Source organism: Cellulomonas chitinilytica (assembly GCF_016862675.1).
GTDB lineage: Bacteria > Actinomycetota > Actinomycetes > Actinomycetales > Cellulomonadaceae > Cellulomonas > Cellulomonas chitinilytica.
Genome location: NZ_BONK01000001.1, coordinates 294283 through 308349 on the forward strand (window position 1 = coordinate 294283; position 14067 = coordinate 308349).

14 protein-coding genes are annotated in these 14067 nt (G+C 75.4%); 2 read left to right on the forward strand and 12 right to left on the reverse strand.

From position 1 onward, the window contains the following. Positions 1-266 precede the first annotated feature (266 nt). A complete protein-coding gene (rarD, locus tag Cch01nite_RS01425; protein WP_203747602.1) occupies positions 267-1217 on the forward strand; it encodes an EamA family transporter RarD in 951 nt (316 codons plus the stop codon). 3 nt (positions 1218-1220) lie between these two features. Here the strand turns inward: rarD and Cch01nite_RS01430 are convergent, their stop codons facing one another. From Cch01nite_RS01430 to sigE, 8 genes are all read right to left on the reverse strand, one after another. Further along, the gene (locus Cch01nite_RS01430) at positions 1221-1955 is read right to left on the reverse strand and encodes a PP2C family protein-serine/threonine phosphatase (RefSeq protein ID WP_203747604.1); all 735 of its coding nucleotides are present in this window, start codon (positions 1953-1955) and stop codon (positions 1221-1223) included. A 213-nt stretch (positions 1956-2168) separates the two neighbouring features. After that, positions 2169-3230 (reverse strand): YihY/virulence factor BrkB family protein, encoded by a 1062-nt coding sequence (locus tag Cch01nite_RS01435; protein ID WP_203747606.1) that lies wholly within the window; start codon positions 3228-3230, stop codon positions 2169-2171. A gap of 9 nt (positions 3231-3239) precedes the next feature. Next, a complete protein-coding gene (locus Cch01nite_RS01440; RefSeq protein WP_203747608.1) occupies positions 3240-3869 on the reverse strand; it encodes a 2'-5' RNA ligase family protein in 630 nt (209 codons plus the stop codon). Continuing rightward, entirely contained in the window at positions 3866-5035 is a 1170-nt protein-coding gene (trpS, locus tag Cch01nite_RS01445) for a tryptophan--tRNA ligase (protein WP_203747610.1), read from the reverse strand. The genes Cch01nite_RS01440 and trpS overlap by 4 nt, the downstream gene beginning before the upstream one ends. 111 nt (positions 5036-5146) lie before the next feature. Beyond that, a complete protein-coding gene (locus Cch01nite_RS01450; protein ID WP_203747612.1) occupies positions 5147-5545 on the reverse strand; it encodes a twin-arginine translocase TatA/TatE family subunit in 399 nt (132 codons plus the stop codon). A gap of 97 nt (positions 5546-5642) precedes the next feature. Then, the gene (locus Cch01nite_RS01455) at positions 5643-7259 is read right to left on the reverse strand and encodes a S1C family serine protease (protein ID WP_239069722.1); all 1617 of its coding nucleotides are present in this window, start codon (positions 7257-7259) and stop codon (positions 5643-5645) included. Continuing rightward, on the reverse strand, positions 7256-8257 hold the full coding sequence (locus Cch01nite_RS01460; protein ID WP_203747615.1) for a zf-HC2 domain-containing protein: 1002 nt from the start codon (positions 8255-8257) through the stop codon (positions 7256-7258). Before Cch01nite_RS01460 ends, Cch01nite_RS01455 begins: the two co-directional genes overlap by 4 nt. After that, the gene (sigE, locus tag Cch01nite_RS01465) at positions 8254-8826 is read right to left on the reverse strand and encodes an RNA polymerase sigma factor SigE (protein ID WP_203747618.1); all 573 of its coding nucleotides are present in this window, start codon (positions 8824-8826) and stop codon (positions 8254-8256) included. Before sigE ends, Cch01nite_RS01460 begins: the two co-directional genes overlap by 4 nt. A 298-nt stretch (positions 8827-9124) precedes the next feature. Here sigE and Cch01nite_RS01470 point away from each other — a divergent pair, with 298 nt between their 5' ends. After that, positions 9125-9757 carry an O-methyltransferase gene (locus Cch01nite_RS01470; protein ID WP_203748117.1) on the forward strand — a complete coding sequence of 211 codons (633 nt, stop codon included), beginning with the start codon at positions 9125-9127 and terminating at the stop codon, positions 9755-9757. A gap of 67 nt (positions 9758-9824) precedes the next feature. On the opposite strand, the gene Cch01nite_RS01475 is transcribed toward Cch01nite_RS01470, so the two are convergent. From Cch01nite_RS01475 to folP, 4 genes are all read right to left on the reverse strand, one after another. Beyond that, a complete protein-coding gene (locus Cch01nite_RS01475; RefSeq protein WP_203747622.1) occupies positions 9825-11453 on the reverse strand; it encodes a leucyl aminopeptidase family protein in 1629 nt (542 codons plus the stop codon). Positions 11454-11470: 17 nt separating this feature from the next. Then, the gene (locus Cch01nite_RS01480) at positions 11471-11638 is read right to left on the reverse strand and encodes a DUF3117 domain-containing protein (RefSeq protein ID WP_013772033.1); all 168 of its coding nucleotides are present in this window, start codon (positions 11636-11638) and stop codon (positions 11471-11473) included. 207 nt (positions 11639-11845) lie between these two features. Next, complete coding sequence (locus Cch01nite_RS01485; RefSeq protein WP_203747624.1) at positions 11846-13111, reverse strand: putative hexosyltransferase; 1266 nt, start codon at positions 13109-13111, stop codon at positions 11846-11848. Further along, positions 13108-14049, reverse strand: coding sequence for a dihydropteroate synthase (gene folP / locus Cch01nite_RS01490; RefSeq protein ID WP_203747626.1), 942 nt, complete (start codon positions 14047-14049; stop codon positions 13108-13110). Before folP ends, Cch01nite_RS01485 begins: the two co-directional genes overlap by 4 nt. Between the last annotated feature and the right edge of the window lie 18 nt (positions 14050-14067).

A 14067-nucleotide genomic window follows, 5' to 3' on the forward strand; every position in this document is an offset into this window, starting at 1 on the left:
GACCTCGTCGTCGAGCCGCTCCGGGGCCGTCGCGTCGTCGCGACGACCGGCCTGCTACCGCCGCCGTGCCCGGGGTCGGACGCTGCGCGGCGCGGGTGGGACCGCCAGGTCCCGGGAGGAGGTGTGTGCCGTCCGACGGGTTCACCGGTGGGCGGCGCGCAGGCGCCACGCCTCCTGCAACAGAAGGTGCAACGCTCATGAAACTTGCAGCAATCGGACACTAGGGGGCGTCCGGGCTGTCGTCAACCGCCGCTTACGCTCGTCGGGTGCCCGACCGCTCCCCCGCCCCCCGACCCGCTCCCACCCCGCTCGACCGCCTCGGACTCGGCACCGGCATCGGCGCGTACGTCCTGTGGGGTGCGCTGCCCCTGTACTTCCCGCTGCTGCAGCCCGCCGGAGCCGTCGAGATCATCGCCCACCGGGTGGTCTGGTCCCTGCTGTTCTGCCTCGTGCTGCTGTCCGTGACCCGGACGTGGGGCTCGTTCCGGACCACCCTGCGCGACGCACGCACCATGCGGCTGCTCGCCCTGGCGGGCGTCCTGCTCGCGGTCAACTGGCTCGCGTTCGTCATCGGCGTGCTCACCGACCGCGTGGTCGACGCGGCCCTCGGGTACTTCATCAACCCGCTGGTCACCGTCGGCCTCGCCGTGCTCGTGCTGCGCGAACGCGTGCGCCCGGTGCAGTGGGTCGCGCTCGGGTTCGGTGCCGCCGCCGTCGTCGTCATCACCGCCGGGTACGGCCGGCTGCCGTGGATCGCGCTCACCGTCGCGGCCAGCTTCGGGATCTACGGGCTCGTCAAGAACCGCGTCGGCCGGTCCGTCGAGGCCGTGCCCGGCCTCGCCGCCGAGACGCTCGTCCTCGCCCCCGTCGCGCTCGGCTACCTCGTCGTCACCGGGATCCAGGGCACCGGCACGTTCGGCACCGAGGGCGCCGGGCACGCCGTGCTCCTCGCGTCGGCCGGCGTCGTCACCGCCGTGCCCCTGCTGCTGTTCAGCGCCGCGGCCAGACGGCTCCCGCTCACCGCCATCGGGCTGCTGCAGTACATCACCCCGGTGCTGCAGTTCCTCATCGGCGTCGTCGTGCTGCACGAGCAGATGCCGCCCGCCCGGTGGTGGGGGTTCGGCCTCGTCTGGACGGCGCTCGTGATCCTCACCGTCGACGGCATGCGGTCGAGCCGGTCCCACGCGCTCGCCCGACGAGCCGCCTCGACCGTCTGACGCTCAGGAGCGCGCGAGCGTCGCGTCGACCACCACGGCCGTGATGTTGTCGGCGCCCCCGGCTGCCAGGGCCTCGCCGACCAGGCGGTCCGCCGCGTCCTGCGGGTCCGGCGTCGCCCGCAGCGCCGCCTCGATCCGGGCGTCCGTGAGCTCGTCCGTCAGGCCGTCCGAGCACACCAGCATCCGGTCGCCCGGGCTCACCGGGAACATCCACAGGTCCGGGTCGACCTCCGACGCGCCACCGCCCAGCACCCGGGTCACCACGTGCCGGCGCGGGTACCGCGACGCCTCCTCGGCCGCGACGACGCCGCTCGCCACCAGCTCCGCGACCTCCGAGTGGTCCCGCGTGACCTGCTCGAGCACCCCGCCCGCCATCCGGTACGTCCGGGAGTCGCCCACGTTCAGCACGATCCAGCACGGCAGGTCCTCGTGCTCGGTGAGGATCACGCCCGTCATCGTCGTCCCCGGCCGGCGACCCGTCGACGACGGCAGGTCCCGCAGGCGCGCGTGCGCGGCGCGCAGCGTCGCACGGACCGTCTCCAGGTCCGGCGTGGTGCCCACGAGCGCCCGGACGGTCTCGATCGCCATGCCGCTCGCGACCTCGCCCGCCTCGTGGCCGCCCATCCCGTCCGCGACGACGTACACGCCGCGCAGCGCGAGCGCGGTGTCCTCGTTCGTCGCACGCCCCGCGCGGTCGGTCGCGACCCCGACCTCCAGACGCACGCCGTCCACGGTCATCGGGCGGACCCGTCCCACCGGCGGCACGACCCGACCACGGTCGGGCGCGAGGTCGGGCTGGTCATCGGTGTCCTTTGGTGCGCCGGCGCCGGCCGGCCCGCGTGAGGTCGTCGGTCAGCATAGTCAGCACGGCGGCCGAGGTCAGCGCCCGCGACCCGCCCGCACGGCGCGCCGCCCGCAGCATGCCTCCGGACGGGTGACGGACCGTCGCCGTCACCCCCGGCGCGGCTCGGCGGGACCGGCCGGCGTCGCATCCTCGCCCGCGGGCTCCTCGAGCGGCGGGTCCGCCGTCCACGCCGCCGCCAGCAGCACGATGCGCGAGATCAGGTTGATCCACACCAGCAGCGTGACGATCACCGCGAACGACGCGAGCAGCGGGTTCCGGCTCGCGCTGCCCGCGACCACCGACGTCCCGAGGATCCGCACCACCCCGATCCCGGTGGCCGCGATGACCGACCCCCACCACAGGTCCCGCCAGCGCGGGTTCTCCCCCGCGAGGACCTTCACGACCAGCAGGAACGTCCCGACGTCGACCACGAACGCCACCGCGATGCCGACCACCCGGACCGCGAGGCTCGACGTGCCCGTCCAGCCGACCACCTGCAGGAGCCACTGCGTCGCGGCCCCGACGGCGGTCGTGAGCAACGCCGACAGGAGCACGGCCACCGCCATGCCGACGAAGCCGACGAGCGCGCGCAGCTTGCCCATCACGGCGTTCTCGCCGCCGACGGCACCGAACATCGCCCGCACCCCCGTGCGGAGCGCCGCCGTCGCCGACAGCGCGCTGAGCACGAGCACGACCAGCGCGACGATTCCCGCCGCCGTGAGGGTGGGGCTCAGGACGAGCGCGTCGGGGTCGATCAGACCCGTGCCCTCGTCGGTCCTCAGCAGGCCGGGCAACGACGCCGACAGCGAGTCGAGCACCTTCTGCCGCAGCTCGTCGTTGCCGCCGAGCACGGCCATGAACACCGTGTACCCGATCGTCAGCCCGGCGAACACCGAGAACAGCGCCGCGTACGCGATGCCCCCGGTGAGCAGCCCGCCGCCGCGTGCCCCGAACCGGGCGTTCGCCCGACCCGGGCGGGAGTGCTTCCACCACTCCATCAGGGCCTTCGCGCGGTCGACGAGCGACGGTCGCGCGCTCCCTGCGCCCTGCCTGCCCGGCTTGCCCGGCGGGTCCGGTGCGACGGCCGCCGCGTGGACGTGCGCGGCACCCTCGCCGACCGCGGGGCCGGCGGTGTCCTCGTCCGGCCGCCGTGCCGCGCCTGCCGCCATGCGACGACCCTAGGTCGACGTCACGCTCCCGGCATCCGCGGGCCGCGAGGCCCCGACGTCGGCCCCCGTCCCGGCCGCCGTCCCCGTCCCGTCAGGCTCGGGCCCGGTGAGGACGAAGTCCCGCGACGGACGCCACACGCCGTCGTCGCCGTGCGCGTAGCAGTGCAGGTGCGTCACGACGAACGTCGCGTCGAAGTCGGCCATCCCGTCGAACGCCATGTCGAGCTGGGCGTCGGGGACCTCGTGCGCGATCGTCACGTGCGGGTGGTACGGGAACCGCAGCTCCTGCGCCAGCACCCCCGCCCGGACGTCCGCCTCGAGCCCCTCGCAGCCGGAGATGCCCTCGACGAGCTGCATGAACACGACCGGCGACACCGGGCGGAACGTCGCGGTCCCCCGCAGCCGGACGACGAACGGCGCGTGCTGCGCGGCGACGTCCGCGAGGTGGGCGTCGATCCCGGGCATCGCGTCGTGCTCGACGACCGTCGGCGGCAGCAGCGTGATGTGCGGCGGGATGAAGTCCGCCCACGGGTCGCCGAAACGGGCACGGGCCGCCTGCAGCTCGGAGCCGTACGGCTCCGGCACGGTGATCGCGACGCCGATCCGGACCTGGTTGCCGGATCGCTCCGGCAACCTCACGCCCCGGCCCTGACCACGTCCGGTGCCGCACCGTCAGCGGCACCGTCAGCCGCGCCCGCAGCCGCAGCCGCACCGTCGGACGCGCCCGAGGAGGCGTCGCGCGGCGAGCCGTCGGCCGCGTGCAGACCCCGCCGGGCCGTCCGCCGCGGCAGCAGGCCCAGCCGGTCGTACACGCGGTCGAGCGTCGGCGACGCGAGCTCGCGCGCCCGGTCCGCGCCGTCGGCGAGGACCGCGTCGAGCGACGACGGGTCCGCCAGGTAGCCGTTGACCCGCGCCTGGAACGGCGTGAGGAAGTCGACGACGACCTCGGCGAGGTCCTTCTTCAGGTCGCCGTAGCCCTTGCCCTCGTACTGCCGCTCGAGCGTCGCGACGTCCGTGCCCGAGAGCGCCGAGTAGATCGTGAGCAGGTTCGAGATGCCCGGCTTGGCGGCCGTGTCGAACCGGATCTCCCGCTCGGTGTCCGTGACCGCCGAGCGGATGCGCTTGGCGACGACCTTCGGGTCGTCGAGCAGCTCGATCAGCCCGTTGGGGCTCTCGGCGCTCTTGCTCATCTTCGCCGTCGGCTCCTGCAGGTCGTAGATCTTCGCCGTCGCCTTGACGATGTGCGCCTCGGGCACCACGACCGTGTCCTTGCCGAAGCGGCTGTTCAGGCGCTGCGCGAGGTCCCGCGTGAGCTCGAGGTGCTGACGCTGGTCCTCACCGACGGGCACCAGGTCCGTGCCGTACAGCAGGATGTCCGCCGCCATGAGCACCGGGTACGTGAACAGGCCGACCGTCGTGCCGTCCGTGCCCTGCTTCGCCGCCTTGTCCTTGAACTGCGTCATCCGGCTCGCCTCGCCGTACCCCGTCTGGCACGACAGCAACCAGGCCAGCTCCGCGTGCTCGGGGACGTGCGACTGCACGAACAGGATCGAACGCGCCGGGTCGACGCCCGCCGCCAGGTACTGGGCGGCCGTGCGGCGCGTGCGCTCACGCAGGACCGCCGGGTCCGGGCCGACCGTGAGGGCGTGCAGGTCGACCACGCAGTAGATCGCGTCGTGGTCGTCCTGGAGCGCCACCCACTGGGTCAGCGCGCCCAGGTAGTTGCCCAGGTGGAGCGAGTCGGACGTCGGCTGCATCCCGGAGAAGATGCGCGAGCGGTGCGGGGCCGTGACCATGCGGACCATCAGACCATTCTGTCGGGCGCGGCGCGGGGGCCGCGGGGCTGTGCGGAAGGCGGGCTCAGGAGCCTCGAGCGCCGGCGGTGCCCGCGCTCGGGTGGTCGGGTGACGTCGGCGTCAGGTCGCCTCGTCGTCGAACGGAGCCCGCCAGCTCGGCTCACCGCCCACGGCCGTCGACGTCGCCCCCGCGGCGAGCCCACCGGGCACCCGCCCCGCGGTCGGGCGGGACGTGGACGGCACCGTCACCGGGCGCGCCGGGGCCGTGTCCTCCAGCAGCGCCTCGCGCACGATGCGCCGCGGGTCGTACCGGCGGGGGTCGAGCGACGCCCAGTCGATGTCGCGGGCTTCCTCGCCCAGCTCCTCGTCGACCCGGGCCTTGGCGTCCTGCGCGAACCGGCGCGCACGACGCACCCACGTGCCGAGCTGCTCGGCGTAGGCAGGGAGGCGTTCGGGCCCGATGACGAGCGCCGCGACGACGAGGAGCACCACGAGCTCTCCGCCGTTGATCCCGAACACCCGGTCAGGGTACCCCCCGCTCCTGGGCCCCCGGGGGCGTTGCGGGACGGCCGGGCACGGGCCCGGCGCATCCGGCCGCCTCAGCGAGCGTCGGCGGTCAGCTCGCGGGGCCCTCGTCGAGCCGGACGCGGACGTCCCGCTCGTCGGAACCCGTCCGCACGTGCAGCACGACCGTGTCGCCGGGCGTCCGGGCACGGATCGCGACGATGAGCTCGTCAGGGTCCGTCACGGGCCGGCCGTCGATCGCGAGGATGATGTCGCCCCGGTGGATGCCCGCCCGGTCGGCCGGTCCGTCGGGGGTGATCGCCGGGGTGCCGTCCCGGTCGACCGCGGAGACCGCGACACCCTCGCCCACGTAGCGCTGGTCCAGCAGCACACCGATGACGGGGTAGGTCGCGTGACCCGTCTCGATCAGCTGCTCGGCCGTCCGCCGCACCTGGTTCGACGGGATCGCGAAGCCGAGACCGATGCTGCCGCCGACCTCGCTCAGCGACCCCGGCGGCTGCGCGATCGCCGAGTTGATGCCGATGACCGCACCCGAGCCGTCGACGAGGGGGCCGCCGGAGTTGCCGGGGTTGATCGCCGCGTCGGTCTGGATCGCGTTGATGAAGGCCGTGTCCGTCTCGTCGCCCGCCGACACCGGCCGGTTGAGCGCGCTCACGATCCCGGTCGTCACCGTGCCGGCCAGGCCCAGCGGCGCACCGATCGCGACGACCGGGTCGCCGACGACCACGGTGTCCGAGTCGCCCAGCAGGAGCGGGGTCAGGCCCTCGACGTCGACCTTCACGACGGCCAGGTCGTACTCCGAGGTGCGCCCGACGATCGTCGCGGGCTTCTCGCTCCCGTCGGAGAACGTCACCGTGATCGACGTCGACGCGTCCGCCGCGTCCGCGACGACGTGGTTGTTCGTCACGACGTAGCCGTCCTGGCGCAGCACGAAGCCCGACCCCGTCGCCGTCCCCGACGGCCCGTCCACCTGGATCGAGACCACGCTCGGCAGGACCTTCGAGGCGATGCCCGCGACCGAGTCGGGCGCGCGGTCGACGCTCTGCGAGCCGGAGCCCGCCGCGGCGACCGGCAGGCCCGCGTCCGCGAGGTGCGGGTCCGGGCCGATCCGGGAGCCGAGCACGCCGCCGACCACGCCCGCGACCAGCGCGAGGGCCACCAGCGGGACGACCCACGCCACCGACAGGGTGCGCCGCCGGCGCCGGGGGCCCGCCGTGGGGCCGACGAGACCGGCAGGTGCGTGCGGGCCGTGGGGGTCCGCGGCGTGCGGGCCGGCCACGTGCGTCCCGGGTGCGTACGGCCCGGACGCGTGCGCCGCGGGCACCCCGTGCGCGTACGGTCCGGGCGCGTGCGCGGACGACGCGTGCGAGACGTGCGCGCCCCCCGGGGTGCCCGGCGCGTACGGCGAGCCGGGAGCGTGGGCGACGCCCGACGCGTGCGCGGACGGCCGGTGCGGCGCGGCGAACGGGTTGTCCGACACGGGCGCGGCGCCCGGGACGGGCCCGTGCGGCGTCACCGGCGAGGTCGGCGCCGCACCGGTGCCGGGCACCGACCAGCTGCGCGGCCCGGGAGGTGCGAACAGAGGGGCGGGCTCGGCGGCGGCCTCGGCCTGCGCGTGGTCCACCGACGACGCGTGCGGCTGCGGGTCCGGCTGAGGGTCCGGCATCGGCGCGGGACGGTGCACGGCGTCGTCGTCGGGGTTCGTCATGGGCGCTGCCAAGCTCCTGTCACCGTGTCCCAGCCGCGCGTCATCCGCGCCGGCACCCCGTCGTCGAAGGTGCCACCGGGAAAGGCTCCCACGAGAGCGTCGACGTCCGTGTCGTCCTGCGCCGAGCCGATCACCTGGACCACGGTCGCGTCCGCCTGCCACGCCACGTGCCACGGCTCGAACGCGAGCACGTACACGTCGCGCCCCCGGACCTGCTGGACGGGCACGGCGGCGAGCTGCTCGGTGTCGAGGCGGCCCTGCTGCTCGGTCACGACGAACGACCCCGTGGGGGTCGCGACGTCGACCTCCAGCACCGTCGCGTCGTCACCCGACCAGCGCACCGCGGCCACGGACCAGCCCGACGGCAGCGACTGCGGGACGGACCACCCGTGCGACCGGAGCCAGCCGAGGGTGTCGTCGTCCACGGCCACCGCCGACACCGGGTCCGGCGCCCAGCGCGTGGACACGGCGGTGCCCGGACCGGTGGGGACGGCTGCTGCGAGCGCCTCGAGGTCCGCGCCGGGGCTGCCGACCGGGACGACGTCGGGCCGCTCCCCGAGCACGAACAGCATCGCCGCGACGGCGCCGAGCCCGGCGACCGAGCCGGCGGCGAGCCGCACCGGTGAGCGGCGCGGGGCGACCTGGCCGCGCAGCGGCGCGCCGGTGCGTCCTGCCCAGGCGCGCGCGGCGACGCCGCCGGTGAGCCCGTACGACGCGAGCTCGGGACGGCTGCGCCGCGGCGGCGGCGCGAACGGGTCGGCACCGAACCGGACCGGTGCGTCGGCCGCCGGTGCCAGCGAGAGCAGCCGCGCGGTCAGGTCGGCGGTGGGCTGCACGTCGTCCGCGGACGACGACAGCGCCGTGCGTGCGGCGCGCGCCGCGGCCAGGTCGGCGGCGCACTGCGGGCACCCGGCGACGTGCGCGAGCGCGCGCTCGGTGGCGGCGACGGACAGCTGACCGTCGACCAGCGCGCTGATCCACGACCCGAGGTGCGTCATCGCGACGCCCGGGCGGGTGCGGGGACGGTCCCTGAGGCGCCCGGGGCGCGGTGGCCGAGCGACTCACGCAGGCGGGCCCGTGCCCGGTGGATGCGGGACCGCACGGTGCCGAGCTTGATGCCGAGCGTGACCGCGATCTCCTCGTACGACAGGCCCTCGATGTCGCACAGGACGACCGCGGCCCGGTACTCCGGCGGCAGCTCGTCGAGGGCGCGCTGCACGTCGTGGTCGAGGTGCGCGTGCTCGAAGGCCCGCTCGGGCGCCGCGAGCTGGTCGGTGGACGCGTAGCGCTCCTGCTCCTCGCCCATCGCGTCCATCCGGACCCGCTGCTTGCGGCGCGCCTGGTCGAGGAAGAGGTTCGTCGTGATGCGGTGCAGCCAGCCCTCGAACGTCCCGGGCGTGTACGTGCCGAGCGAGCGGAACACCCGCACGAACGTCTCCTGCGTGAGGTCCTCGGCGTCGTGCTGGTTCCCGGTGAGCCGGTACGCGAGGCGGTAGACGCGCGCGGAGTGCTCGCGCACGATCTGCTCCCACGTCGGCGGCTGCCAGGCAGCCGGCTGCGCGGTCATGTCCTCGGTGCTCCTTCGGGTGGTGCGGTGCGTGCTGCGTGTGCTCGGGCGCGTACCACGTCGGTGCGGGTCCTCAGTGTCCCAGGTCCTGCCGACCCGTACGAACCGGAGCAACGCCGCGCAGGCCCCGGAAGTTCCGGCCTCACCCGCACGAGGTGCCCGGTGCCGCCTGCGGTGCCCCCGCCGAGGCGGCCGATAGGCTGGCCGCGACCAGCGCCCACCAGCGCTTTCGCGGCACGTCCGCCGCACCTCGCCAGACGACGTCCAGACGCACCACCAGCACCGCCGGGAGGCCGCCATCTCCACCGACAAGGCCCAGAGCTGGGTCTACAGCGAGGAGTTCCTCCCCGAGGACGACGTGCTGCTGCGCGCCCGGGAGCGCGCCGCGCAGCTCGGGTGCACGCCGGTGCTGCCGGGCGCGGGCGCGGCCCTGTCCGTGCTCGCCGCAGCCGCCGGTGCGCGCGCGGTCGTCGAGATCGGCACGGGGACGGGCGTCGGCTCCCTCTACCTCCTGCGGGGCATGCCCACGGACGGCGTGCTCACCACGATCGATCTCGAGGTCGAGCACCAGCGTGCCGCGAAGGAGGCGTTCACCGAGGAGGGTGTCCGGCCGACGCGGACGCGGACCATCTCGGGCCGGGCGCTCGACGTGCTGCCGCGCCTCACGGACGGCGGGTACGACCTGGTGTTCGTCGACGCGGACAAGGAGTCGTACCCCGGCTACGTCGAGCAGGCCGTGCGCCTGCTGCGGCCCGGGGGTGTGCTCGCCGTGGACAACGCCCTGTGGCACGACCGGGTGGCGGACCCGGCGCGCCGCGACGAGCTGACGACGATCATCCGCGAGGTCGGTCGCACGGTGCGCGGCGACGAGCGCCTGCTGCCCGCGATGCTCCCGTCGGGGGACGGGCTGCTGGTGGCCGTGCGCCGCTGACGCGACCCCCACCCGCTGCCCTCGGGGCGCGCGCCGCCCTGTCCGGGCGGGCCGGCTCAGGCGTGCGTCACTGCAGGTCGGACAGGTACCGCAGCAGCAGCCGGGCACCGAACCCGGTCGCCCCCTCGGTCACCTCGTGGCGGTCCGCCGTCGAACGCGCCGGGCCGGCGATGTCGAGGTGCGCCCACCGGCGCTGCCCGACGAAGTGGCGCAGGAACAGCGCGGCCGTGATCGACCCGCCCCCGATCCGCTTGTCGGACGGCACGTGCCGCAGGTCGGCGACGTCCGACCGGACGGCCTCCTCGTACTCGTCGACCAGCGGCATGTGCCAGGCGAGCTCGCCCGACGCGTCGCCCGCCTCGACGAGCGCGGCGACGAGGTCGTCGTCCGACCCGTACAGCGCGGCGTGCTGCTTGCCGAGCCCGAGCGTCGCCGCCCCGGTCAGCGTCGCGACGTCCACGAGCACGTCGGGGTCGAGCGCGGCGTCGGCCCAGGCGAGCGCGTCCGCGAGCACCAGGCGCCCCTCGGCGTCGGTGTTCGCGATCTCGACGGTGGTGCCCCCGAACAGCCGCAGGACGTCCCCGGGCCGGTACGACGCCCCTCCGAAGTGGTTCTCGGCGAGCGGCAGCACCGCCGTCACGCGGTGCCCGACCCCGGCCTGCGCGGCACCGAGCACGGCAGCCAGGGCCACCGCGGCACCGGTCATGTCCGTCTTCATCGGCACCATCGCCTCGCGCGGCTTGATGGACAGCCCGCCCGTGTCGTAGGTGATGCCCTTGCCGACGAGGACGACGTGCCGGACCCCGTGGGCGCCACCACCGGTCGTCGACGGCGTGTAGCCGACGGTGACGAGCCGGGGTGGCGACGCCGAGCCGGCGCCGACGGCCACGATCCCCCCGAAGCCTTGGGCCTCGAGCTCGCGCGGGCCGCGCACCTCGACCTCGAGCCCGGCCGCCGTCGCGAGCCGGACCGCCTGGTCGGCCATCCATGCGGGGTTCTTGGTGCTCGACGGCGTCGTCGCGAGGTCGCGGACCAGCCACGTGGCCTGCGCGGCGACCCGTCCCGCCTCGACCGCCGCAGCAGCCCGGCCGCCGTCCCGACCCAGCAGGACCAGCTCCGCGGGCGGCGTCTCGGGGGCCGTCCGCGCGGCCGCGCTCGGCGGCGTGTACGCGGCCAGGAGGTACCCCTCCGTGAGCGCGCGGGCCGCCGTCGCCTGGTCGGAGGCCGACTGGCCACGGTGCGCGCCGAGCGTGGTGACGACCCGACCGAGCCCGCGCGTGGCCCGGGCGAGCGCGGCGCCCGCCCGGCGCAGGTCGCCCGGTGTCCCCTCGCCGACGCCGACGAGCACCAGCCGCGGCGGGAGGTCGGACCAGGGCAGCACCACCGACGAGCCGACGGGCCGCGGGAGCTGCAGCACGTACGACTCGCCGGGCGCACCCGTGAGGCGCACCCGCTCGGCGATCTCCGCGAGGTCCAGCCCGAACCGGGCCGCGGCCTCCGCGGTGCCCTCGCGCGGCTGGACGCCCTCGTCGCCCGGCCCTGCGGGGGCGACCGGGACGGCGACGGCGTCCGTGGACCCGTCCGTCAGGAGCGCCGACGTGCCGAGCTCGGCGCCGTCGAGCACGACGGCCGGCGGGGTCCGGCCGATCACGGTGTCAGGTGCCGACCGGGGTCGCGCGTCCGTGGTCCGTGCCATGCGATCGGCGTCCGCCGTCAGGAGACGACGGACGTCAGAGCCTCGCCCAGCTCGGCGGCCTCGGTCGCGTTGAGCTCGACCACCAGCCGTCCACCGCCCTCGAGCGGGACGCGCATCACGATGCCTCGTCCCTCCTTGGTCACCTCGAGCGGTCCGTCACCGGTCCTCGGCTTCATCGCGGCCATGCGGGGCCTCTCCTTCGCCTCGTGCGTCCGGACCGGGCCGCACCCGTGCGCTCGCGCGCACAGGCCGACGGCCCGAGCTGCCGGTTGTCCGCGTTCATCCTAGTCGACCGCGAGGGCCCCTACCTCGGTCGACGTACGTCGAGACCCCCGACCGGGCGTATGAACGGGGGTACGGCCGGACGCACGTCCAGTGTCCGCGAGCTCCCGTCAGGGCGGCCAGCCGTACGGCGGCGTGAGCCGCCACGTGTTCCAGATCCACACGAGCTGCAGCCCGAGCATCACCGCGACCACGGCCCCCAGCCACAGGCGCCGGGCCACGGCGGGACGGGTGACCACGCCGGCCGTCACGGCGGCGAACGGGAAGGCCAGCAGCAGGAACCGGGCGAGGCTGCTGCCAGGCTCGATCGCCGCCGCGATGTACAGCACGTACGCGGCCGGCCACGTGTGCAGCTCGTTGCCGAGCCGCCAGGCCGCCGGCACCACGAGGACCGCCAGCACGAGCAGCGCGCCGGCACCGACCACCCACCACGCCCACTCGCCGAACCAGAAGTGCGACACGTACCCCCACGCCCCGAACGGGACGACCTCGTGCACCCCGCGCCACGACTCCTGGGTCAGCAGGTACCCGTCCTTCTCGCCCGTCACCCAGCCGCAGATCAACGGCCACGCGACCCCCGAGACCACCGCGGACGCCGCGAGCGCGACCAGACCGCCCGCGTCCCGCAGGCCCAGGTGGTCGGTCCCCTTGCGGCTCCCCCACCAGCGCACGACCGCGTGCACGACGATCACCGCCGCCATCGGCAGGGCCACCGCCCGGGTGAAGCCGAGGGCCAGGACGACGACGGCGGTCAGCAGGTACCGCCGCTCGACGAGGAGCAGCAGGGCGGACGCGATGAGCAGCAGCGCGAGGGACTCGGTGTATCCGACCTGCAGGACGACAGCCGTCGGGAAGACGCTGACGAGCAGCACCGTCGCGAGCGGCAGGCCCGGCCGGGCCGCGACCGCCCGCGGTGCCCCCTTCTCGACGAGCCGGTAGATGACGACGGTCGCGGCGCCGCCGAGCACGAGGGCGAGGATCGGAGCGACGACGTGCCAGGGCGCGGTCGTGACCGCCATGAGACCGCGGACCAGGATCGGGAAGAGGGGGAAGAACGCCCACGGGTTCTGCTGGACGACGCCCTGCTCGTCCCGCGGCAGCTCGGACGGGTACCCGCCCTCGGCGATCTGCTGGTACCACAGCGCGTCCCACCAGCCGCCCGTGAACTGCAGGTAGGACGGTGCGGCGGGACCGAAGTAGCTCTCGACCTGGTGCTGCGCGGTCACGACGAACGCGATCGCGCTGAACAGCCGCGCCGCCGCGTAGACGGCGAGCGTCTGGCACCACCACGGCCACGTGCGCGGGTCCCAGCGCGACGCGACGGGTGCCGGCTCCTCGCCGTCCTGCGTGGCGGGCGCCCCCGCGGGCGCGGTCACGCCAGGCCCCGCACGGCGCGCACGGGCGGCCGGTCGCCGCGGATCGTCGCGACCATGTCGAGCGTGCGCCGGGTGGCCGCCACGTCGTGCGCTCGGAAGACCCGGGCGCCGAGCCAGGCCGCGACCGACGTCGCCGCGAGCGTGCCCTCGAGCCGTTCCTCGGCGGGCAGGTCGAGCGACTCGCCCACGAAGTCCTTGCGCGACAACGCCATGAGGACAGGGTGCCCCAGAGCGACCAGCGTCTGCGTCCTGCGCACGAGGTGCAGCGAGTGCCAGGTGTTCTTGCCGAAGTCGTGCGTCGGGTCGACGAGCACGCTCCCGGGATCGATGCCGAGCGAGACCGCGCGGGCCGCCGCGGCCGAGACGGTCGCGACGACGTCGTCGAGCACGCCGTCGACCTCGTCGAACGCGTCACCGGTCCCCGGCCCCGACCGCGACGCCGACCGCGGGTACGCGACCCGGAACGGGTCCGTGCGCGGCCGGGCACCGCCCGTGTGGGAGCACACGACGCCCAGGCCGCGCTCCGCCGCGACCTCAACGAGCCGGGGGTCGTGACCGGCCCACGTGTCGTTGACCAGGTCGACGCCCTCGTCCGCCGCGGCCCGCGCGACCTCGGCGCGCCACGTGTCGATGCTCACGAGCAGCCCGGGGTGCCGACGCCGGACGCGCGCGACGAGCGGCACGACCCGGGCGATCTCCTCGTCGGGCTCCACCCGGGGACCGCGGCCGGCCCGGACGCCGCCCAGGTCGACGATGTCGGCGCCCTCCTCCTCGGCCCGCGCGACGGCGGCGTCCGCGGAGGCGTCGTCGTGCCGGGCGGGCGCGTAGAACGAGTCCGGGGTACGGTTCACGACCGCCATCACCACCGGGCGGTCGGGCCCGATGACCCGGTCCCGCAGCCGCAGCGGGGCGCCGGCGGGCGGGACCCGACCGGGCACCGCCCCCACGTCGGCCGC

Bases quoted from the DNA above. Each gene is read 5' to 3' on its own strand.
- Cch01nite_RS01430 (WP_203747604.1), bottom strand. From the start codon at position 1,955: ATGACCGTGGACGGCGTGCGTCTGGAGGTCGGGGTCGCGACCGACCGC.
- Cch01nite_RS01435 (WP_203747606.1), bottom strand. From the start codon at position 3,230: ATGGCGGCAGGCGCGGCACGGCGGCCGGACGAGGACACCGCCGGCCCC.
- trpS (WP_203747610.1), bottom strand. From the start codon at position 5,035: ATGGTCCGCATGGTCACGGCCCCGCACCGCTCGCGCATCTTCTCCGGG.
- Cch01nite_RS01455 (WP_239069722.1), bottom strand. From the start codon at position 7,259: ATGACGAACCCCGACGACGACGCCGTGCACCGTCCCGCGCCGATGCCG.
- Cch01nite_RS01460 (WP_203747615.1), bottom strand. From the start codon at position 8,257: ATGACGCACCTCGGGTCGTGGATCAGCGCGCTGGTCGACGGTCAGCTG.
- sigE (WP_203747618.1), bottom strand. From the start codon at position 8,826: ATGACCGCGCAGCCGGCTGCCTGGCAGCCGCCGACGTGGGAGCAGATC.
- Cch01nite_RS01475 (WP_203747622.1), bottom strand. From the start codon at position 11,453: ATGGCACGGACCACGGACGCGCGACCCCGGTCGGCACCTGACACCGTG.
- Cch01nite_RS01480 (WP_013772033.1), bottom strand. From the start codon at position 11,638: ATGGCCGCGATGAAGCCGAGGACCGGTGACGGACCGCTCGAGGTGACC.